Below are 23,451 nucleotides of genomic sequence, written 5' to 3'. Positions count from 1 at the left end.
TAGTAAGGGCTTCAGCCCTTTCAACTTGGGGAATTGAGCGGTAAACCGCTCACTACCTACATTTTATGTTTAATCACGCCCATTTAGTACAGACGTTCCGGTGGAACGTCTCTACCTAACTTCTCAAACTAACGCCGAATTTCTCAACTAATGCTTCGCGAACTTTGTTGTGTACTGGTTCGACTTCAGCATCAGTGAGAGTACGATCGCTTGTCTGATAAATTAAACGAAACGCCAAACTGCGTTGTCCTTTTGGTACATTATCACCGCGATATTCATCAAATAATTCCACAGATTTTAATAAATCTTTACCTGATAAAGCGATCGCTCTTTCAATTTCCGCAACAGTTACCTTAATCGGTGCAAAAAAGGCGATATCGCGATCGGCTGCTGGATAAGTAGAATAAGGTTTAAATTGCGGTACTAATATTTCATCTCTTTCTAGAGATTCCAACAGCACATCTAGATCCAGTTGAAACACGTAAACTGAATCTGGTAAACCTTTTTCGCGTCGTACTTGCGGATGTAACTGTCCAAAAGTACCGAGTCGATTACCGCGTATCCACAAAGACGCGGTACGTCCGGGATGCAAGCGGGAATTTTGATTATCTGGTTGATATTCTACCTGCAAACCAAGTTGCTGAAATACACTTTCTAAAATGCCTTTGGCTTCAAACCATGTTAAAGGTTGTTCGCGATTTGACCATTTACCGACAGTGCGATCGCCTCCCATAATTCCGGCTATTGCTTCGGCTTCTTGCAAACCGTCTTCTTCTCGCCAAAAAATTCGCCCAATTTCAAAGCCGTTCAGCGAACCGTTTCCTTGCTCTATATTATATTGAAAAGCATCAATCAACCCGGAAATTAACTCAGTTCGCAGCGCCGAATATTCTGTAAATAACGGGTTTGACAGCACTATCTGCGTTTCTTGTTGTGGTTTCACCAAAGAGTAGTGTATTAGTTCTGTCAATCCTTCCGCCCGTAGATAAGCTCGCAATTTGCGTATAAGTTCTTGATCTAAAGGCAAATAACCAGCTTCCGATTTATCTGGTAAGGTATCGCAAAAGTTATCGTAACCATAAAGACGGGCAATTTCTTCAATTAAATCGATTTCCCGTTCTAAGTCGCGGTAACGATAGGGTGGGACAGTTACCGTCCAAGCACCTTCACCTTTATAAGTTAGCTGACATCCCAATGCAGTTAGAATGCGTTCAACATCTTGGGCTTGGAGTTCTCCGGTTTTCTCGCTTATCTCAATTGGTCCGAGAACTTGATTAACTCGTTCTAAACGCAGTGCGATCGCCCGACTCCAAGTAGAAGGATCGGGGCGCGTATCGGCAATTTCCTGATTTACAATATTTCCTTGTGCTATCTCCACCATCATCGATAAAGCGCGGCGTGTGGCTTTTTCCAACTCAGCCCGGTTTACACCTCGTTCATATCTTCCAGAAGCTTCTGTTCTCAAGCCGATGCTACGCGAAGACCGGCGAATTGCCACAGAGTCAAATAACGCCGCTTCTAAAAAGATATTTTGCGTACCTTCATAAACTTCGGTTTCTTCTCCACCCATCACCCCCGCCAAAGCAACGGGTTTATTGTTTGCCGTGATTAACAAATTTTGAGTAGTTAGATTGCGGGTTTGTCCATCGAGAGTTTTCAGCGATTCTCCCGCATTGGCGAAACGCACCCCAACTTGGATTTTGCCACCCAAGCGATCGCCATCAAATGCGTGCAATGGTTGTCCCCATTCCAACAACACATAATTAGTAATATCCACAACATTATTTATCGGTCGCGTTCCCGCAGCCCGCAAACGTTGTTGCAACCAATCAGGAGAAGGCGCAATTTTTACCTTTTCAATTAGCGTACCGATGTAAGCCGGACAAGCTTGTGTCTCATCGATTTTTAAAGTGAAATTTCCTTTACTTTGAGGAACAGACACCTCACCCGGTTCAGGAATTGTCAACTTTCCACCTGTCAGCGCTGCTACTTCCCGCGCTATCCCTACCATACTTAAAGCATCAGCGCGATTAGCAGTAGCAGTGACATCTAAAATCACATCATCCAAACCCAACAAAGGACGCACATCGCTACCCAGTTGGAGATTTTCTTGAGGAAAAATATGAATTCCGTCTACATCAGTGGGTAAACCGAGTTCCTTCAAAGAACAAATCATTCCTTGAGAAGGAACACCTCGCAGTTTCGCCGGCTTGATTTTTAAATCGATATTTGGTAAATAAGTTCCTGTGGTTGCTACTGGTACATAAATATCTGCTCGAACATTCGCAGCACCACAGACGATATTTAAAGTCTCAGAAGCACCGATATCAACTTGGCAAACACTCAACTTATCAGCGTTGGGGTGAGGTTGTTTTTCAAGCACTCTGCCAACAACAACACCCGAAGCCCAAGTGCGGCGGTCTTCAATATCTTCTACCTCAAACCCTGCCATTGTCAAGGTTTCGGCTAAATCTTCCGGGCTTATTTTTATCTCAACTAGTTCCCGCAGCCAACTTAGAGAAATACGCATGGAGTGTGCTTGCTAATTCTATGAATCGTATCAATGCTTCAATTTTAGATTGTAAGAGAGGCGATCGCTCTTGCACCCCCTCAGTTACCCCCTAACTTGAATAATCTTACCTCGTATCCCTCGTTTCTCGTTCCCAGTTTCTCGTTCCCATACTCTGTATGGGAATGAAATACCGGAGGCTCTGCCTCCAGTAACATTAAACCAGAGGCAGCAGCCCCAACGATCTGCATTCCCAGGTGGAACCTGGGAACGAGGACGAGGATAATCCCCAGTAAAGAGTCCCTAACTCAAATGCATAAACACTATTTTCAGCAATTCTGAGCGACTAAACGGCTTAGTTAAATACCCCGATGCTCCCACAATTCGTGCTTTTATCTTATCTATAATTCCCTTACTCCCGGTAACAAAAATGATTGGAGTTTCTTTGAACATTGAATTATTGCGTATTAGCCTACACAACTCATAACCATCAATTCCCGCCATATTCAAATCGAGTAATATCAAGTCTGGTTTGTGCCTAACAATCGACATTACCGCTTTTAGTGGATCGATAATTGTCACTACAAAAAAATTTTCATCTTCTAGTAAGCGAGTAATTTCTTTCAGCATTGTCGGACTATCATCAACAGAAACTATTTTGTGAACTTTTCGCTCTGTTAAAGTAGCAGTGTTTGTTTGATTTTTTGTTGCTAATTGCTGAGAATTATCACTTACAGAAGATATATCTGGTAATCGCAAACGAGTATCTCTATTTTCGGCAATACTTGGCTTCTCGTTGGTAGTAGTGCTGCTGGGCGCTGCGAACTCAGCTAATTCGGCAATATCGCTATCAACTGGTAACTCTTCACAAGTCTTGGGTAATTTATCAAATGGTGGATCTGGTTCATGTAATAACAGCGCTCCATCCAAGATATAAGGATGTAAAAGTTGCGCCAGCTTTAATTCATCTTGATTCAGAATTACGGCAAGATGACGCAAGCTAAAACCTTTCATCCAATGAGTTAAATTCGGCTGAAGTTCTGGAAGCTTTTCTGGTTTAACTCTCGAAGAAAGGCACAAATAAGGGCGCTGAAATGGAGAAGAAATTTGCGGCGCTAAAGAATGCCAATTTTGCAATCTTTCTTGACAGCATTCGATTACTTTCTCTACATCCTGGTTGCAAATTTTTGGCAAATATGGATCTGTTAAATTATATGAACCTTGCTTGATTAAGAGAAATGATTCAATCACTTCTTTAACCAGTTCTTGGATTAGCACTCCGGCTTGTGTAGAATTTAGATATTTTTGATTGACAAGCCAGCTAATAGCTTGATAATCAGGCGGCTGGTTTGTCAAATCGTACATTTGTTTCAGCTTACCGTGTGAGTCACTTTCAAACATTAGGCGTAACTGAACACGGGTTTCGCTCTTTAGCAGGGGAATTTGGCGGCTGAGACGGCGTAAATGCCGTTCTAGTCGATCAAAAGGTTCAACTGAATCGGTAGCATAAGTAATTTTACCCTGTTCTAAGTAGATCGACCAGGAAACTGAGTTGCTAGATGCTTGTAAACCAGTACTCTCCGAACAATTAGATAACTGTCTTAACAAACTCAGGGGACTCAATTTGGTAAATGTGCCAGAATTATTCATGTTTTTGGATAATTTGCGGTAAATTAGACCGAATACTTGTAAATTTGAAGTATCGGTAAATGAGGCACCCTGAAAGAATTGAATTTTTGTCTACAAAGAAATTTTGAACTTTGGCTATGTAGTTATATTACATATATGCAAAAATTACCATATCTTTAATTTGTTACATTTTGCACTATATATTGAAATAAAATATTTTCTGCTTCATTTTAATTTTAAGTGTGCATAGTTACACAAGTATAGTGAGAAAGCTGATTAGATTAAATATGATGAATTGCTTTCATCTAAAATCTGACTTGACTACATAGAATCTTTAAAATTCAACATGAGCAGGGCACGCGATCCTTGATATTCTATAAGGGTTATTTATAAATTTTCAAACATATGCAGTGCTACAGGTAATGCGAGTCCCTGGTAAATTCCCTTTTACTCAACTACGTTGTAAGTTAAGATTTTATTAAATGCTTAGGGATTTTGCTAGTAGTAATCTGTTTAATAAATAAGAGAGCGCTCTCTCCACCAACTACAAAAATGTAGTTTGTTCGGCGCTTTCAATTATATACTTTGAGAAAAGGGAAACAAGGCTTTGGACTTTAACATAACACAACAAGTTATGCAGGATACATTAAAACTGGATGAAGTAGTTGAATTTGCTGAGAACCCAGAACCACGTTGTCCTTGCGTGTTATTACTAGATACCTCAGGTTCGATGCATGGAGAGCCGATTGAGGCTTTAAATCAGGGCTTGCTCAGTTTGAAGGACGAATTAGTAAAAAATTCCCTCGCGGCACGAAGAGTAGAAGTAGCAATTGTTACTTTTGACAGCAACGTAAATGTAGTGCAAGACTTTGTGACTGCCGATCAATTCAATCCGCCGATTTTGACAGCACAAGGATTGACAACTATGGGTTCGGGAATTAATAAAGCCTTGGATTTGATTCAAGAGCGCAAAGTTCAATATCGCACGAACGGCATTGCTTACTATCGTCCTTGGGTATTTATGATTACCGATGGAGAACCGCAAGGCGAATTAGAGCAATCGATAGAGCAAGCGTCCCAGCGTTTGCAAACAGATGAAATAAATAAACGTGTTGCTTTTTTTACCGTAGGGGTGGAAAATGCTAATATGACACGCTTAAGTAAAATTGCTGTACGTACTCCTCTGAAACTCCAAGGACTGAACTTTATAGAGATGTTTCTTTGGTTATCGGCGAGTATGTCAGCGGTTTCGCATTCACAGGTAGACGAACAGGTTGCACTACCACCAATCGGCTGGGGATCTGTTTAAGGACGCGATCGCTCTTTTATGCGGCGGCTGACGCATCGCCTTTGATTATGTTTACACAGCTGTTGGCAAAATGAACACATCAAGCAAGATATCTCAATGGCGGGTAGTAGCCGCATCTGTAGGTGGTACGAGTCATTTAAAAAACAAACAGCTGTGTCAAGACGCACATCATTGGCAAATATTGCCAGATAACGTTTTGATAGCAGCGGTAGCAGATGGTGCAGGAAGTGCAGTCAGCGGGAAAGTTGGCGCGATGGTGGCTGTAGAAGCTGCTATCGAAAATATATCTGTTAAACAATTTACCCGGCGAAGCTTGGATGAAGATGAAGAAGTGCGCGATCTTTTAAATGATGCGATCGTCGCGGCAAAAATTGCCGTTGAGGATGAAGCGATAGTTTGTGACAAACAGCCACAAGATTTAGCAACAACCTTAATTATCACGATTGCTACACCAGAACTTGTCGCAGTCGTGCAGATCGGTGATGGAATGGCAGTGGCGAAGGATCGCATGGGCAACTTACTTGCTCTAACTATGCCTGATAACGGCGAATACATCAACGCCACCACATTTTTAACTTCGCCTAATGCCCTAGATACAGCGCAAATGAGATTATGGCGCGAAGCCATAATCAACGTTGGTGTTCTTACCGACGGGTTACAAATGCTGGCATTAAACATGGCAGAAGGTGCGCCTCATAAACCGTTCTTTTTTCCTCTATTTGACTTTGCGGCAAATGCCGAGGATAAAGCAGCGGCAAAAGAGCAGTTGGTGAGGTTTTTACGTTCGGATCGAATCACGCAACGTACTGATGATGACTTGACGCTAATAATTGCTGCCTTAAGCGATTAAAAGCGTGATTGGTGCGACTTTAACTTAAATAACTCCCGTAAATTGTAATTCTATCATGCAGGTTCTACGTTGTCTTACCAACCAAGAAATCCTCAACCTCACCATTAGTTTAGGGCGAGGCGGAGAAGCTTGTATTTATGCTGTGCCCAGCGATGGCAATTTAGTGGCAAAAGTTTATCACAAGCCAACTGAGCAACACGGTCGGAAACTTTTGGCAATGCTTGCCAACCCACCAGAAAACCCTACAGCTAGTTTAGGGCATATTTCTATCGCTTGGCCCTATGAACCGCTCAAAGCAGCAGACTCCAGCGATCGCATTGTTGGCTTTTTAATGCCGCGCATTCGAGGGATGCGTCCTGTAATCGACTTCTACAACCCCAGAACTAGGCGCGAACACTGTCCATTATTTAATTATCAATATTTGCTGCGTACCGCCCGCAATTTGGCGGCAGCTTTTGCGGCTTTGCACAACAGCGGTTACTGCGTCGGCGATGTGAATGAGTCGAATATCATGGTCAGCGACACAGCACTAGTGACGCTGGTAGATACAGATTCGTTCCAAGTGCGCGATGCAAAACAAAATGTAGTTTTCCGCTGCCAAGTTGGTAAACCAGAGTTTACCCCACCAGAACTACAAAATAAAATATTTGCTCAATACGATCGCGCGATCGCCCATGACTTATTTGGGTTGGGAGTACTGATATTTCAACTGTTAATGGAAGGTACACATCCATTTTCTGGTATCTATCAAGGTGCAGGCGAACCACCCACCTACGAAGCACGCATTGCCAATGGTCATTTTACTTACAGTCAACAGCGCCGCGTCCCTTACACTCCTACCCCGATAGCACCAGCTTGGGAAATTCTTCCTCCCAGCTTGCAAGAAATGTTTGTCCGCTGTTTTGAGCATGGTCATAACAACCCACAGATGCGTCCCAGCGCTCAAACTTGGCTGTTAGAACTAGCTGAAATCGAAAATGACCTGATTACCTGCACAGTCAACTCCCAGCACCGCTATAGCAGCCACCTGCACAAGTGTCCTTGGTGCGAACGTACCTTGCGCTTAGGCGGACGTGACCCCTTTCCATCACAGCAGGCAATACAATCAAAACAACATCTACAACCGCGCAGACAAACTCGACGCAACACAAGTCCCACACGCGCTAACAACGTTTCTCCAATTCCAGCAAACCAAATTAATTATCGGCAACTAGTACAACCGCAAAAATTTTATTATTATCAATCTCCCAAAAAATCAAAATTTTACCCAGTGATTTTGTGCTTGTTGGGTTTTGGAATGTTGGGGTACTTGGACGTAATGATTAAATTTACTCGTCCCTTAGTTTCCCAAAATCAATATGCTCAACAAACCTTGATGTCTCGCAAAGAGCAAAGCAAAAATAATCTCACTTTTGCAGATTATTATAAACAGGGTCATGCCTCTTATAAAGTGCGAGACTATGAACACGCACTAAGTGATTTTAGCCAAGCAATCAAAAAAAATCCGACACATGCCAAAGCACATATTAACCGTGGCAATACCCGTTACAACCTGAAAGACTATGATGGTGCAGTTACCGACTACAGTCAGGCAATACAAATCAATCCTAATGAAGTAAACGCTTATGTAAATCGGGGCAATGCCCGCTATATGCTAGCCGAATATAGCAGCGATCCCGATAGAGATTACAATTTAGCTTTATCAGACTTTAATAATGCCTTGCGTCTGAATCCTAATGAAGCTGAAGCTTATATCAGACGCGGTATAGTCCGTTCCCAACTTGCTAAATATAGCGGCGATTCTCAACAAGATTACCGCAAAGCAATTGGAGACTTTAATAGTGCGATCGCTTTAAATGCAGACAAGTCAGAAGCTTACTTTCAGCGGGGTCTTGTTCGTTATCAAATTGGTCAATACAGCAGCGACTTCGATCAAGAATATAAAGAAGCGATCGCCGACTTTAACCAAGCATTACGCATCGATTCTCGAAGTGCGAAAGTTTACCTGAAACGAGGTATAGTCCGCTACGAACTTTCACAGTATGGCGGCAAGAATTCTACTACAAATCGTACCCAAGCGATCGCCGATTTGCAGACATCTGCGAAAATTTTCCTCGAACAAGAGGATATGGATAATTACCAACAAGCATTAAGCAGCATTTGCGTTGTTTTGGAAAACAAATGTGACACTTTCTTTGACAATACAACTGGCTTAGTCAAAGGTAGCTAAAAACTGAAAAACGTCCTAACTAACAATTAAATACTTTGTAATTAGAAAGAGCTAACCCACGCTTAGGTTAGCTCTTTCTAATAATATCTCTTTTTTATTTTTATTCAAAGAAAAACAAGTTTTTACATTTATTCATCAGGATTCACAAAGCTTTTTCGTTTTTTTACACATAAAACAAGTTTATTTACCTTGTCTTCATACTTAAGACGGAAAATACGGTTAGATTTATTACTGAGAAAATCGACAATTAACTTTTTCTCATAAGTTAAGTTGATAGGTTCTCAGTTGAGATAAGTCCAAATACTCATCTACCTAAAAATTCCGAGGTAATTGCATGAAAGCAGTGATTTTGGCTGGAGGACTTGGTACGCGTCTGAGTGAAGAAACTAGCATTAAACCCAAGCCGATGGTCGAGATTGGTGGTAAGCCCATCCTGTGGCACATCATGAAAACTTATTCTGCACACGGTATTGATGACTTTATCATCTGTTGCGGTTATAAAGGGTACGTAATCAAGGAGTATTTTGCCAATTACTTCTTACACATGTCAGACGTGACCTTTGATATGCGCTTTAACCAGATGAACGTGCATCGTGGCAATGCTGAACCCTGGCGTATCACCTTAGTAGATACAGGTGATAGTACCATGACAGGCGGACGCTTGAAGCGAGTCGCAGACCATGTTGGTAATGAAACTTTTTGCTTCACCTACGGTGACGGTGTTAGCAATGTGAATATCACCGAGCTAATTAACTTTCACAAAGAACAAAAAACTTTAGGTACACTCACCGCAGTTCAACCAGCCGGACGGTTTGGTGCCATATCCTTAGGACACGACCAAACTAAAATCAACAGCTTCCGCGAAAAACAAGATGGTGATGGTGCTTGGATTAATGGCGGTTATTTTATCCTAGAACCCGAAGTAATCAACTTGATTGCTGATGATTCCACCGTTTGGGAACAGCAACCGTTAGAAAAGCTTGCAGAAATGGATCAGCTATCTGCTTACAGACATGACGGTTTTTGGCAACCTATGGATACTTTGCGCGATAGAAACTACCTCGAAGACCTATGGAAGAATAATAAGGCTCCTTGGAAAGTTTGGTAGGTAAGAGAATTTAGCTTCAATAAAAAATTAATTTACTGTAGTTACAGGTGCAAAAAATACCAATGTATGATTTTGCGATAATAGGTGGGGGAATAGTTGGACTCTCTACAGCAATGGCTTTGGGCAAACGCTATCCCAATGCAAAAATTTTAGTTTTAGAAAAAGAGAGCAAATGGGCATTTCACCAAACCGGCAATAACAGCGGCGTAATTCATTCTGGTATCTACTACAAGCCAGGAAGTTTCAAAGCTAAATTTTGCCGTGATGGTAGTCGCTCAATGGTGGAATTCTGCCAAGAGCATGATATTGCTCATGAAGTTTGCGGTAAAGTAATTGTCGCCACCGATGAACAAGAGCTACCGCGCTTAGAAAATCTTTACAAGCGTGGCTTGGAAAACGGTCTAGAAGTTAAGCGAATCAGTGCCGAAGAAGTCAAAGAAATTGAACCTCATGTCACTTGCGTAGCCGGCATCCGCGTATATTCAACTGGTATTGCCAATTACAAGCAAGTTTGTTTAAAGTACGCAGAGTTAATTGCAAAGCTTGGTGGCGAACTGCGTCTAAATACAAAAGTTGAGAAAATTTCCCGCAGTGGTAAAAATCAAGTACTGGAAACTAATAACGGTACTTTTGAAACTCGCTTTGTGATTAATTGTGCCGGATTGCATAGCGATCGCCTAGCCAAATTAGCTCAAGTGAATCCCCAAGCCAAAATAGTACCATTCCGGGGCGAATACTACGAACTCACCCCCGAAAAGCGCTATCTTGTCAAGACTTTAATTTACCCCGTTCCCAACCCAGATTTTCCCTTCTTGGGCGTTCACTTTACCAAGATGATAGATGGTAGCGTCCACGCAGGACCCAATGCAGTTCTCAGCCTCAAGCGTGAAGGATATAAAAAGACAGACTTTGATTTGCGTGATTTTGCAGAAGTCATGACTTATCCAGGTTTCTGGAAATTAGCAGCAAAACACGCTGACGAAGGCATTCAAGAAATCATTCGCTCTTTTAGTAAAGCAGCCTTCACCAGAAGTTTACAAAAATTAATTCCGGAAGTGCGATCGGAGGATTTAGTTCCCTGCCATGCAGGAGTTCGCGCCCAAGCCTTAATGAACGACGGTAAACTAGTAGACGACTTTTTGATTGTTCAAGATCAAAACTCCGTCCATGTTTGCAATGCTCCTTCTCCTGCTGCCACTTCTTCACTGGAAATTGGTAAAGCCATTGTCGCCCAAATTCCCGAACAGTCGCATCTTTTAACAGCAGCAGTCAATTAAGTTTTGATTAGTTAGTTTGCATCTACTCTGAATTCGCCTACACTAGCCAGAAAGCGCAGGCAGTTTTTAATCAACCGCTAGATAGCACAAACATCTATTTCTAGCGTTGTAGAATAAGCGCTCTTTGTATCAGGGATTTCCGTTATGTCTATTAGCTCCAATCAGCCGATTGTTCTAGTTTGTGCTGCTGATAATAACTATGCCATGCCCCTTGCAGTCACAGTTCGTTCAGCACTTGAAAATCTAGGAACTAATCAAAAAATAGCTTTATTTATTCTTGATGGAGGAATTGCTGAATCAAACAAAAATAAGATTATCAAATCACTGAACTCAGAAAAGATAAATATTTCCTGGGTGCAACCAGATAACGCACTATTTACAAATCTGGTATTAACCAGGCATCTGACACCAAGCTGCTATTATCGACTTCTGATTACCGAATTTTTACCGCAGGAATTAAATAAAGCAATTTATTTAGATACCGATATGGTAGTCACGGGAGATTTAGGAGAAATATGGAACATTGAAATTGGCGATGACTATGCGCTAGCAGTTCAAGACGACGTGGATATGTATATATCCATGTCTGATGGTTTAAGAAACTACAAAGAAGTCGGACTTGATGGTGATGCTAAATATTTCAACTCTGGACTTTTAGTAATTAATCTCGAAAAGTGGCGAACTGATAACATAGGCGCAAAGGTTCTTGAATATATTCAACAAAACAAAGAATATGTTCGTAACGACCAGGATGGACTAAACGCAGTTCTTGCAGGTAAATGGCGAGAACTTCATCCCAAATGGAATCAAATGCCTAGGATATACGATTATCCATCATGGGAAAATAGCCCTTTTCCAGAAGATGTTTACCAGGATCTGCTTGAGCAACCTTGTATTATTCACTTTACTAATACTCCAAAACCTTGGTACGCGGGAGTGAAATGTGAATGTACACATCCTAAAAAAGATTTATTTTTCCACTATCTGGATGTCACAGATTGGTCAGGCTGGCGGGATACTATCTGGAGAAGAATTGCGAGAAAATTCATGAAAATAACATCATTAAATACATCCAAGTTGTGAAAGTATAGTGATAGTAATTTTTCGGAATTATTTCTCAAGAGCGAAACTGCCAAAATAATCAAATTCATCAATTTATAGGAATAAAAACCATGAAAATTCTTGTTACCGGCACTGAAGGTTATTTAGGTTCATTATTACCTCCTTTGTTAATCGAACGCGGACACGAAGTTATCGGTGTAGACACCGGATTTTATAAAGTGGGTTGGCTGTACAACGGTACTGAAGTAACGGCAAAAACCCTTAACAAAGATATCCGTAATATCACCGCTGTTGATTTGCAAGGTGTCGAGGCGATCGTTCACATGGCGGAACTCTCCAACGACCCCACCGGACAACTATCACCTACTATTACCTACGATATCAACCATAAAGGTTCTGTTCGCCTTGCCAAACTAGCCAAAGAAGCGGGTGTGCGTCGCTTCGTATACATGTCTTCGTGCAGTGTTTACGGTGTAGCCACAGAAGGTGATGTCACCGAAGAATCATCAGTAAATCCGCAAACAGCTTACGCAGAATGCAAAACCTTAGTAGAAAGAGATGTCACACCACTAGCTGATGATGATTTCTCTCCGACTTTTATGCGAAATGCTACTGCCTTTGGTGCTTCCCCCAGAATGCGGTTTGATATCGTTTTAAACAACTTGGCAGGCTTGGCATGGACTACCAAAGAAATTAAAATGACCAGCGATGGTACACCTTGGCGTCCGTTAGTTCATGCGTTGGATATTTGTAAGGCAATTGTCTGCGCGGTTGAAGCACCACGCGATATTGTACACAATCAAATTTTCAATGTCGGCGATACTACTAATAACTATCGAGTTAAAGAAATCGCGGAAATTATTGCTGATGTTTTCAAAGGTTGTAAATTATCCTTTGGCGATAGCGGTGCAGACAACCGCAGCTATCGAGTATCTTTTGAGAAAATTAACACAATCCTGCCCGGATTTAAGTGTGATTGGAATGCCCAACGTGGCGCTCAACAGTTGTTTGATTTGTTCAGCCAAATCGATATGACTGAAGAAACTTTCTTATCTAGGGGTTTCACCCGTTTGAAGCAGCTAGAATATCTAATTCGCACCCAGCAAATTGACCAAGATTTCTTCTGGACGAAGAAATAGTCAGATTTTTTGATTTGCAGTTAAAAATTGTTTTAAGCTTTTGAATCAAATTAATTTGATTCCAACTTATTTACAAATATTTTAGCTGCAAATTCAAATATTGTGTATATTTGAATTTTCGAGATTATTATCAGGGTTGAAAAATCTAATTAATTCCACATATTTACTGGCACGATAAGTCAACCTTCCACCGTCTTTTATTCAAGAAAAACTTAATAATGAACAAATTACTTACAATTGCTATTCCTACATTTAACCGTGCCCAATTTTTAGAAGAACAGTTGAATTGGTTGTCTAAAGCTATTAAAGGATTTGAGTCTGAGTGTGAAGTTATTATTTGCGATAACTTTTCATCAGACAATACTCAAGAAATAATTCAAAAATGGCAGCCTTTTTTCAAAAATACGACATTTATATCACATAGAAACACTGAGAACATTGGATTAATGCCTAATCTTGCTTGTTGTATAGAAAAGGCAACAAGCAAATATGTTTGGGTAATTGGTGATGACGATCCTATTCACGAAATCACTCTTGCTTATGTAGTAAATAACCTGAAAAAACACCCGGAGATAGCATTATTGATTTTGAATTTTTCTTGGTTGAATGTAGTAACAGGACAATTAGCCTCTGAGCGCTGCTTTGATATTACAAATGAAGAAGTCAATACTAATGGAAAAGCATTGATTGAACATTATTTGCAAGAAAACTTTAGTTGTCTAGCGTTTATGACTGCTCAAGTGTATAAAACCCAAGCAGCACAGCAAGCTTTAGAAAAGTGGAGAGACAGTGCAAATAATCGAGAAGGACAAATATATTGGACTGCATTTTGTGCCCTTCAAGGAAGTGTAAAAATTACTAAAGATGTCTATGTTCAATACGCTTGTGGAATGAATTCTATTGTCGATGCAAAGCTATGGTTCAAAATGCGTTATTCGGATTTGCCGAAAGTTTATGTAAAACTGATGGAGTTAGGATATAGCCAAACAATTTGCAGAAAATTCATTTCCAAGCACTTTGCAGAAACTAATTGGTATGTTATTTTGGGTGCTTTAAGACGATGGCCTTTTTATACAGTAAATATACTAACTCCGTATTTTAGTTTAGTAGGTGTATCGACTTGCAAAAGTTTTTTATCATCTCAGCAAGAAAAAATAAGTCTGTAATTTAGTCTCAGGCTCAATGATTCTATCCACTACAAGATTATGAACAAATTACTCCTGATTGTGATAAGTGATATGAATTTCCACATTAGTGATTCTAAATAATTTATAATTTTGCCAATTAAAGTTCAAACTTATTTTCTGTCGTTGGATAAAAAAATATGAATAAATTACTCACCATTGCTATCCCTACTTACAACCGCGCCGAGTTGCTTGATAAACAATTAGCATGGCTTGCCGAAGCTATAAAAGGCTTTGAATCAGAATGTGAAATTTTCGTTTCTGATAATTGTTCACCAGACAATACTCAAGAAGTAGTCAATAAGTGGCAAAATATTCTGAGCCACGTCACGTTTACTTATCACAAAAATACAGAAAATATAGGCGTGATGCGAAATATCATTCATTGCCTGAAGTCTGCAAAAACTAAATTTGTTTGGGCAATTGGTGATGATGACCCCATTCAAAAAAGAGCAGTCGCCTATACGATAAATAAAATTAAAAACACTAACGATTTATCATTATTGTTTCTCAACTTTTCTGGTCGAAACAAAATCACCGGCGAACCTGTCCATCCACCGACAATAGTTGGTAATCGTTGGTTTGATGCTGATACTGAAGATGGAAACGGTGACGGCAAAGCGATATTTGAACATTGTTATTCCAAAAGTGTCGGTGCTGTCATTTTTCTGACTGCTACGGTGTACAGAACCGACTTGGTAAAAAGCGCTTTGGAAATTTGGGAAGATGCGGCAAGTAACTGGATATCCTTAGCATATTTAGCAGGATATTGTGCTGCGAATGGCAGTGTAATCGTCACTAAAGATACTTATATGGAATGTATTGTGGGTGTTAGTTATTGGCAGAAAGAGCCAAAATCCGCACTTTTAATGCAGTACAAACACATTCCGGAAATTATTCATAAATTTCAGCAGATTGGATATTCTAAGGAATTTTGCAACCGAATGATGTTGCAGAATTTCAGAGAAGTTAACTTGAAAGTGTTTTTAGGTGCTTTGAGAAGATGGCCTGCATTTGCTTTAAATGTAGGAATTAGCTTTTTGACTTTAGTAAGCTTCTCTGCTATTGAAGAAACTTTTTCTCCAAATTTAAGGATAGCTGAGTCAAGGCTTACTACTGAAGAATTAAGAAGTTATGAATAAGAAAGCTCAAAATTGATCCGCAAAACAATCCAAATTCATGAAAAAGGCGATCGCGCACATGCTTGACACCATCACAAACAAAATATTTGAACTGAAATCAGAGTTAGGTTACAGAACTGCACTGCTGAACCATGCCAAAAATTTGCCTGCATTAGAGTCAGGCGATCGCTATATTGTTAACACTCTCCAAAAAGAAGGCGTTTACGTCACAACACTCGACGAATTAGGATTTACCTCCACCCCACAGCTACTCAATGCTGCTTACAGTCAATTGTCCAGCATGGCAACACCTAGCCACAACAGTGCAGGTAAATTGCTTCCCCAAATTTACACAGTTACAGATTTACCTGAATTTTCTACTTGGGGACAAGAACAAAGACTGCAAAATATAGTTGAAAATTACATCGGGCTTCCCGTTGCTTTTCAAGGTGTACATTTACGCAAAGATTTACCCAACGAAAATCAATTTGGAACGCTGCTATGGCATAAAGATTCAGAAGACCGGAGAATGGTCAAAATAATCATTTATTTGACTGATGTCGAAGAAAAAGACGGTCCTTTTGAATATGTTCCTTTATCTTTAACTTCCTTATATAGCTTGAATTATTATCGAATTTACCACAAGCTTTGGAAGGCAGGATATATAGGTATCAACGATGATGAATTGAAAGAAATTATCCCCAAATCAGCTTGGAAATCTTGTCCGGGACCAGCGGGTACGGTCATTTTTACAGATCCAAAAACTGCTTTACATCACGGAACCCTGCGGACAGAAGAACGGTCAGCGCTGTTTTATGTTTACACCGCTAACCCCCCCAAGCGACCAGAACTTTGTACCCAGTACTGGGATGATACTTTTGCTAGACCAGAGTTAAGCAAAGAATCTAATTCGGTTAAAGTGGGCACGTAGTAGTATTTTCTCTGATAAAATACTTTATCATCAGAGAATTTTCGGAAATTACCCAGTTTGCTTTGTAGTAAATATAAAATCGAGGTTATCTATGATTTTTACCGAAACTGAACTCAAAGACGCTTTCGTCATTGATTTAGAACAAAAGCCAGATCACCGTGGTTTCTTTGCCCGTACTTTTTGCGCGAAAGAGTTTGAAGAACATGGCTTAAAGCCAACGGTTGCTCAATGCAACTTATCTTACAACTATAAAAAAGGAACGCTGCGGGGAATGCACTATCAAGTTTCCCCAGCAACCGAAACCAAATTAATCCGCTGTACTCAAGGTGCTATCTACGACGTAATTATTGATATGCGTCCTGAGTCTCCGACCTTTTTATCACATTTTGGCGTGGAACTCAGCGCAGATAACCGTCGCGCTTTATACGTTCCGGAAATGTTTGCCCACGGCTATCAAGCACTTACAGATGATGCTGAAGTTGTCTATCAGGTGGGTGAATTTTATACACCTGGCTATGAACGGGGTCTGCGCTTTGATGACCCATTTTTTAACATTGAATGGCCCGTTGATGTTACCGAAGTTTCCGAGAAAGATTTAAATTGGCCTCTGATGAGAATGATGAGCGTGGGAGGCACATCTTCGAGATAAGAGTATAATTGTTGACAATTCACCACAATGCACCTCATTAATACTTAGTCAAATTGATTAATTTTATTAGAGGTGCAAATTCCAAGTATCTTTCTTGGCGGTGTTAGCGGTACTCTTTATTTTTTCTTAAAAAAATAAAAGTTCGCATCGATTAGATTTTCGGGGTTTAAGGTTGTTTCCCTTTAAGAAAAACAACTTGCGAAAAAATCGCTAACAATAAACACGATCTGATGCAAGGAGTTTAATCAATGATTATTGTAGATCGCGCATTACAAGCACGCGCCGAGGCAGGCAAACCGGTTAAAGTAGCCATGATTGGTGCTGGCTTCATGGGTCGAGGAATTGCCAATCAAATTGCTAATTCAGTTCCAGGTATGGAGTTAGTTGCTATCTTCAACCGTCAAATTGATGCAGCCAAGCGAGCTTATGCGGAAGCAGGAATTGAGAATGTTCAAGTAGTTTCGACTGTAACTGAATTAGAAGACGCGATCGCCCGTGGTGAGTATGCAGTCACCGAAGATGCGATGTTGCTGTGCCAAGCTGAAGGCATCGATGCCTTAATTGAAGTCACAGGGGCAGTGGAATTTGGCGCTATTGTGGTGATGGAAGCGATCGCCCATCGCAAGCACGTAATTATGATGAACGCCGAACTTGATGGGACGATTGGTCCAATCTTAAAAGTATACGCCGATAAAGCAGGCGTTATTCTCAGCGCTTGCGACGGGGATCAGCCTGGGGTGGAAATGAACCTTTACCGCTTTGTCAAAAGTATTGGTTTAACTCCTTTATTGTGCGGTAATATCAAAGGACTGCAAGACCCTTATCGCAATCCGACCACACAGGAAGCATTTGCCAAACGCTGGGGTCAAAAGGCTCACATGGTAACTAGCTTTGCAGATGGCACAAAAATTTCTTTCGAGCAAGCGATCGTTGCCAACGCTACAGGAATGACAATCGCCAAGCGGGGAATGTTGGGATATGACTTTGCAGGTCATGTCGATGAAATGACCAACATGTATGATGTTGAACAACTTAAAGAATTGGGTGGTATTGTCGATTACGTAGTTGGAGCAAAACCAGGTCCGGGTGTGTTTGTATTTGCAACTCACGACGACCCGAAGCAACAGCACTACCTCAACTTGTACAAATTAGGTGAAGGTCCTCTTTACAGCTTCTATACTCCTTATCATCTGTGTCATTTTGAAGTTCCACTATCGGTTGCGCGTGCTGTCTTGTTCCAGGATGCTGTCATGTCTCCAATTGCCGGTCCGCTTGTGGATGTAGTCACCACCGCGAAAATCGACCTGAAAGCTGGAGAAATCTTAGATGGTATTGGCTACTACATGACCTACGGTCAATGTGAGAGTTCCAACATCGTCCAAGAGCAAAACCTCTTACCAATTGGTTTAGCCGAAGGATGTCGCCTCAAACGAGATATTGCCAAGGATCAAGTTCTCACCTACGATGATGTAGAATTGCCATCAGGCAGACTTGGCGATAAACTGCGAGCAGAGCAAAATGCTTACTTCGCTACTGGAAAAACCCTGGCAGCAGTCGGGTAATATCTTGATTTGATAGACAGTAGTGACAAGTATTTATGTAAGGCGATCGGAATTGTCAACAATCTGCGATAAAAATCAGTAGAAGTTTATCAATTACCTTGGATGCCAATATCATAAATACAACGTTCACTACTGTCATTGTTACATTTGGGCATTACTACATATAGATAATTGTTTTTTTCATAAAGTAAAAATGCTTTTTGGAAATATTTTTATGAAGAAATAGATATAGCATAGTAAGTTCTACTGATAAGCAATAAAATTATTTTTAGGAACCAACTGCCGAGCATTTAAATAAACTTCATATCAACTTCAGGGAAAATTTATGAAAATTGCTCTAGTCCATGATTACTTAACCCAGCGCGGTGGGGCAGAGCGCGTCTTTGAATTGCTGTGTAAACGATACCCAGAAGCTGACATTTTCACATCTTTGTACGATCGCCAACAAACGATTGATTTAGGCGATCGTATAGTTAACACAACTTTCTTGCAAAGCATTCCAGGTGCAGCCAAGTATTTCCGCTTAATGGCACCTTTTTATTTTCCTGCCTTTCGAGCCTTAGACCTGCAAGACTACGATCTCATCATCAGTAGTAGTACCAGCTTCGCCAAAGCAGTACGAAAAAACCCAAATTCCCGTCACATTTGCTTTTGTCATAATGTTACCCGTTTCTTGTGGGATACAGAAACTTATTTACGCGAGTATGGAGACTATCGATATTTTGCACCTTTAATCGAACAAGTCTTTGATGTCATGAGAAAGGTAGACCTGACTTATGCACAGGAACCTGACCTTTACATTGCTAATTCGAGTATTGTAGCTCGTCGCATTCAAAAAATTTACAACAAAAAAGCTATTGTAATTAATTACCCAATTGATACAAAAAAGTTTATTTATTCAGATATAAAAGATGAATATTATCTAGCCTCAGCCCGGATGATCAGCTATAAGCGCCTTGATATAATAGTTGAAGCTTTCAATTGGCTGGGGTGGCGGTTATTAATATCAGGCAACGGTCCAGAACAAGAACGCTTAAAATCCAAAGCATTAGATAATATTGAGTTTTTGGGACATGTAACTGATGCACAACGCACTCAGTTGTTTTCTAGAGCTACATCTGTTATAGTGGCAGCTTTAGAAGATTACGGATTAGTTCCAGTAGAGGCTAATGCTAGTGGAACACCAGTCATAGCTTATGGAGCAGGTGGGGTATTAGATACTCAGGTACCTGGAAAGACAGGAGTCTTTTTTAAGAGACAAACACCCGAATCTCTACAAACCGCACTACTAGAAGCCAGGGAAATCAATTGGGATTATGCCGACATCCGCAATCATGCTGTGACACATTTTTCGGAAGAGGCATTTTTTAATCAAGTAGAGCAAGTTATTGACCAAACTTGTAGCCTACATCCATCATTCATTTAAACTGTTAGCTAAGGGATAGTAAACGTGATTCAAACTAGTAGTCTAAATCCCAATGTAAATCCAATTGCTGAAACAGAACCGGGTTACGGACAACTGTTTGCAGTTTTAATCCGGAGATTTCCTTGGTTTTTAGCAGTATTTATTGCTTCGGTAGGCGTTGCAGGTTTTTTAACTTCTAAAACACAGCCTACCTACAAAAGCACGATGCAGTTGCAGATAGAACCTAACTATCAGGGTAAACCAGAAGGAGCTGGAGCAGAAAATAAGTTTACCGAGTCTAGTGTTCAGATAGACGTTGCAACTCAGTTGAACGTGATGAAGAGTTCTGGACTTATTCAAAAAGCGGTTAATAAACTTAAGCCTGAGTATCCAGATATAAGTGTAGGTGAAATTAAAGGCTCTTTACTTTTAGAGCAATTAAGAACAAAAGAAGATAATGTAGCTACTAAAATATTTCAAGCAGACTATACCAGTACAGATCCAGATAAGACACAAAAAGTTCTAGATGCAATTCAGAAAGTTTATCTAGAATACAACATAAAACAGCAGGATGAGCGTTTAAAAAAGGGTCTGAAAAATGTCAGAGAACAGTTAAAAACGGTACGTGAAGATCTGACAGCATCTGAGAGAAAACTTCAACAGTTCCGCAGTACTAAGAATTTTATCGACCCAGAACAACAGGCAAAAACTCTAGAAGACGATTTGAACAAGATTGTCCAGGTACGACGCGAAACCCGTTCTCTTTATGAGGAAACTTTGGCTCGGCAAAAATCTTTAGAAGAACAACTAAAGCGTACTCCACAAAACGCTTTAGTTGCTTCTCGTCTGAGTCAGTCTACTCGCTACCAAGGGTTACTGAACGAAATCCAAAAAACCGAACTGGCTTTAGCACAGGAACGCTTGCGTTTCACTGATGAGACTCCCAGCGTACAAAAACTGATAGAACAGCTTCAAAGCCAGAAGCAATTATTGCAACAAGAGGTAGGACGGACTTTAGGCGGAAGCAGTGCTACTGTTAAGGCTGTTGGAGATACTTTATTACAACAAGGACAGCTTGGTCAAATTGACCTCAACCTTGCTGGTCAGCTAGCAGAAACACAAACAAATATAGTTACTTTAAGTGCTCGCGATCAAACTCTGGCACCAAAAGAGATTCAATTGCGCGAACAGCTCAAACAATACCCAGCTTTCTTGGCTGAGTACAATCGCTTACAACCGCAGATACAACTTAGCCGTGAAACGTTGCAAAATCTTTTGAAATCTGAGCAGGAATTGCGGCAGGAACTTGACAAGGGTGGATTTAATTGGCAAATTTTGGAACCACCCGATAAAGGTGAACGGATGGGTCCCAACCTTCAGCAAAACCTTTTATTAGGTGCAGTGGTAGGGTTAATGTTGGGAGGAATTGCTGCCTTTGTCCGAGAAGCCGGTGATGATTCTGTTCATACTACTGCTGAGTTGGAGAAGCAGGTTGCCTTGCCGTTGTTGGGAACTACTCCTAAGTTGCCCCCAGCCAAACCCAGAGAATCGGTGATCAAGTTGCCTTTTGGCAAGCCAGAAGTACTAGCTCCCTGGACAATTCAGGTACTGCAATCTCCACCGCGTTGGGAATCGCTAGATTTGATTTATAAAAATATTGAACTGGTAAATACTGTTGCTACGTTCAAATCTTTGATGATCACTTCGGCTTTGCCGGATGAGGGTAAGTCCGCTCTTGCGTTGGGTCTAGCGATGAGTGCTGCTCGTTTACACAAAAGAGTATTGCTAATTGATGCAAACTTACGCGATCCCAGCCTGCACAAACAACTTAATCTGCCAAATGAACAGGGGCTTTCATCTCTGCTGTCAAGTGATGTTGCTCTACCCAACCAAATTAGTATTCAATCTTCAGGTTCATCTTACATTGATATTTTGACCGCAGGACCTGCACCTGGCGATCCAGCTAATTTATTGAGTTCCCCGCGCATGACGCAATTGATGAAAGCATTTGAGGAAAACTACGATTTAGTACTCATTGATGCTTCTCCGGTTCTGGGCATGGTGGATGCTATACTCACAGCATCATCTTGTCGCAGCGTGGTCATGGTGGCAAGTATCGGTAGGGTAACTCGAACTCAACTGGCACAGGCTACAACGATGTTGAGCAAGTTAAACTTGGTTGGGGTTGTCGCAAATGGAGTATCTAATTCTAGCAGTACCTATGTACCCTATGTAAAGCCACAACGATTGGCGTTGAAAGGAACTGTGGAAAAATAGGTAGATATTTGCAAGCGGGCGTTTTGCTGAATATAAGCGACATTCCCAAGCGATCTAACGCACCAAAGATCATTGATGGTGCGTTGCGTTGCACAACACCACCCTACTGCCGCTTAATTCTTTTCTATAAATATATTGACACTGCAAGGAAGCAACTTTTGCAGTCACGCTAGTAGGGTGCGTTATGGACGTAACGTCCTAACGCACCAAAGATCATTGATGGTGCGTTGCGTTGCACAACACCACCCTACTGCCGCTTAATTCTTTTCTATAAATATGTTGACACTGCAAGGAAGCAACTTTTGTAGTATGCCTAGCTTTGAGAGAGTGTAATAATATATTGATTCTGTAAATCCACGATGTTCATAATCTGGATAGAATTCTACAGAAAAATTGCATTTTTGAGAAGTTACATGCTGTTTGATTTTTGAGAGTACCAATACATCTTCTTCAGCATAAGGATTGCTGTTTACTCGCTTATAAGCCCAGTTATACAAATACTTGGGTGATGTTGGTTCGTGGAGCAATATGATTTTTCCTTGAGGTTTTAGCACCCTTATCATTTCATTAAGAGTTTTACTAAAATCATTTTTTTCGCCAAAGTGATGAAATGCTTCAAAGGCGAAAATCCTATCAAATTGCTCTGCTTCAAATGGAAGTTCACAGCAGTGAAAAACCCACTTTTCATCAAGGTGAGTATTCAAAATTTTTTCAAATTTTTCTGTATATTGCAAATTTGAAAGTATCAGGTCGCTGCCAACTACATAGGTATTTGGATACTCTCTTTTAATTAAGGCACTTGCCCAACAGAAGCCACCTCCCATTTCCAATACAGTTTCATTCCCAGACAGTTGCAGCCGCGACATAAGTTTGCTAAAGGTATTAATAGAAGGCGATCTGAAGGCGATCGCATCGAATATGTCATCTCCTTTATGATTCTGAACAGCTCTAAATTCCTCAAAATTCTTATGGGCTACAATTTCTTTTTGATCGCTTTCTGTGAGAATAGCGTCGTTTAAATAATATAAAATTCCTTCATGTTCGCGAAAATTGTTGTTACGCACAGTAAGCATATCAGCGTCTCCATTAGTTAATATATATATATATATTACCGTATATTTTTTTACGTTTCTATTAACATTTATGAAAAAAACTGCATTAACTTAATTAATAATTATTAATTCATAATTCATAATTAAAAAGGGTTTA

The 23,451-nt window shown here is 40.5% G+C and carries 17 protein-coding genes; 14 read left to right on the top strand and 3 right to left on the bottom strand.

What is annotated here, in order from left to right; all coding sequences use genetic code 11:
• Positions 1-115: 115 nt before the first annotated feature.
• Entirely contained in the window at positions 116-2,530 is a 2,415-nt protein-coding gene (gene pheT, locus PI95_RS01010) for a phenylalanine--tRNA ligase subunit beta (RefSeq protein ID WP_039752939.1), read from the bottom strand.
• A 282-nt stretch (positions 2,531-2,812) separates the two neighbouring features.
• Positions 2,813-4,159 (bottom strand): response regulator, encoded by a 1,347-nt coding sequence (locus PI95_RS01005; RefSeq protein WP_039752940.1) that lies wholly within the window; start codon positions 4,157-4,159, stop codon positions 2,813-2,815.
• A gap of 613 nt (positions 4,160-4,772) precedes the next feature.
• Here PI95_RS01005 and PI95_RS01000 point away from each other — a divergent pair.
• From PI95_RS01000 to PI95_RS00935, 14 genes are all read left to right on the top strand, one after another.
• Positions 4,773-5,447, top strand: coding sequence for a vWA domain-containing protein (locus tag PI95_RS01000; protein ID WP_039752941.1), 675 nt, complete (start codon positions 4,773-4,775; stop codon positions 5,445-5,447).
• 70 nt (positions 5,448-5,517) lie between these two features.
• A complete protein-coding gene (locus tag PI95_RS00995) occupies positions 5,518-6,297 on the top strand; it encodes a PP2C family serine/threonine-protein phosphatase (protein WP_039752942.1) in 780 nt (259 codons plus the stop codon).
• Positions 6,298-6,352: 55 nt separating this feature from the next.
• Complete coding sequence (locus tag PI95_RS00990) at positions 6,353-8,527, top strand: tetratricopeptide repeat protein (protein WP_039752944.1); 2,175 nt, start codon at positions 6,353-6,355, stop codon at positions 8,525-8,527.
• Positions 8,528-8,861: 334 nt separating this feature from the next.
• A complete protein-coding gene (gene rfbF, locus PI95_RS00985) occupies positions 8,862-9,635 on the top strand; it encodes a glucose-1-phosphate cytidylyltransferase (RefSeq protein WP_039752945.1) in 774 nt (257 codons plus the stop codon).
• 62 nt (positions 9,636-9,697) lie between these two features.
• A complete protein-coding gene (gene lhgD, locus PI95_RS00980) occupies positions 9,698-10,912 on the top strand; it encodes an L-2-hydroxyglutarate dehydrogenase (RefSeq protein ID WP_039752947.1) in 1,215 nt (404 codons plus the stop codon).
• Between the two features lie 144 nt (positions 10,913-11,056).
• Positions 11,057-11,995 (top strand): glycosyltransferase family 8 protein, encoded by a 939-nt coding sequence (locus tag PI95_RS00975; protein WP_039752948.1) that lies wholly within the window; start codon positions 11,057-11,059, stop codon positions 11,993-11,995.
• 89 nt (positions 11,996-12,084) lie between these two features.
• A complete protein-coding gene (locus PI95_RS00970) occupies positions 12,085-13,113 on the top strand; it encodes an NAD-dependent epimerase/dehydratase family protein (protein WP_039752949.1) in 1,029 nt (342 codons plus the stop codon).
• A 218-nt stretch (positions 13,114-13,331) separates the two neighbouring features.
• A complete protein-coding gene (locus PI95_RS00965) occupies positions 13,332-14,279 on the top strand; it encodes a glycosyltransferase family 2 protein (RefSeq protein ID WP_039752950.1) in 948 nt (315 codons plus the stop codon).
• Between the two features lie 158 nt (positions 14,280-14,437).
• The gene (locus PI95_RS00960; RefSeq protein ID WP_039752951.1) at positions 14,438-15,439 is read left to right on the top strand and encodes a glycosyltransferase family 2 protein; all 1,002 of its coding nucleotides are present in this window, start codon (positions 14,438-14,440) and stop codon (positions 15,437-15,439) included.
• A 58-nt stretch (positions 15,440-15,497) separates the two neighbouring features.
• On the top strand, positions 15,498-16,349 hold the full coding sequence (locus PI95_RS00955) for a phytanoyl-CoA dioxygenase family protein (protein WP_039754039.1): 852 nt from the start codon (positions 15,498-15,500) through the stop codon (positions 16,347-16,349).
• Between the two features lie 91 nt (positions 16,350-16,440).
• The gene (rfbC, locus tag PI95_RS00950; protein WP_039752952.1) at positions 16,441-16,998 is read left to right on the top strand and encodes a dTDP-4-dehydrorhamnose 3,5-epimerase; all 558 of its coding nucleotides are present in this window, start codon (positions 16,441-16,443) and stop codon (positions 16,996-16,998) included.
• Positions 16,999-17,246: 248 nt separating this feature from the next.
• Entirely contained in the window at positions 17,247-18,560 is a 1,314-nt protein-coding gene (locus PI95_RS00945) for an NAD(P)H-dependent oxidoreductase (RefSeq protein WP_039752954.1), read from the top strand.
• Between the two features lie 325 nt (positions 18,561-18,885).
• Positions 18,886-19,986 (top strand): glycosyltransferase, encoded by a 1,101-nt coding sequence (locus PI95_RS00940; protein ID WP_039752955.1) that lies wholly within the window; start codon positions 18,886-18,888, stop codon positions 19,984-19,986.
• Between the two features lie 24 nt (positions 19,987-20,010).
• Positions 20,011-22,242, top strand: coding sequence for a polysaccharide biosynthesis tyrosine autokinase (locus PI95_RS00935; protein WP_039752956.1), 2,232 nt, complete (start codon positions 20,011-20,013; stop codon positions 22,240-22,242).
• A 257-nt stretch (positions 22,243-22,499) separates the two neighbouring features.
• Here PI95_RS00935 and PI95_RS00930 read toward each other — a convergent pair whose 3' ends face one another.
• On the bottom strand, positions 22,500-23,315 hold the full coding sequence (locus PI95_RS00930; protein ID WP_039752957.1) for a class I SAM-dependent methyltransferase: 816 nt from the start codon (positions 23,313-23,315) through the stop codon (positions 22,500-22,502).
• Positions 23,316-23,451 lie beyond the last annotated feature (136 nt).

Source organism: Hassallia byssoidea VB512170, assembly GCF_000817785.2.
GTDB classification, from domain to species: Bacteria; Cyanobacteriota; Cyanobacteriia; order Cyanobacteriales; family Nostocaceae; genus Hassallia; species Hassallia carrinoi.
Note: the sequence above shows the minus strand (reverse complement) of the source record. Positions and strands in the feature narration are given on the sequence as shown.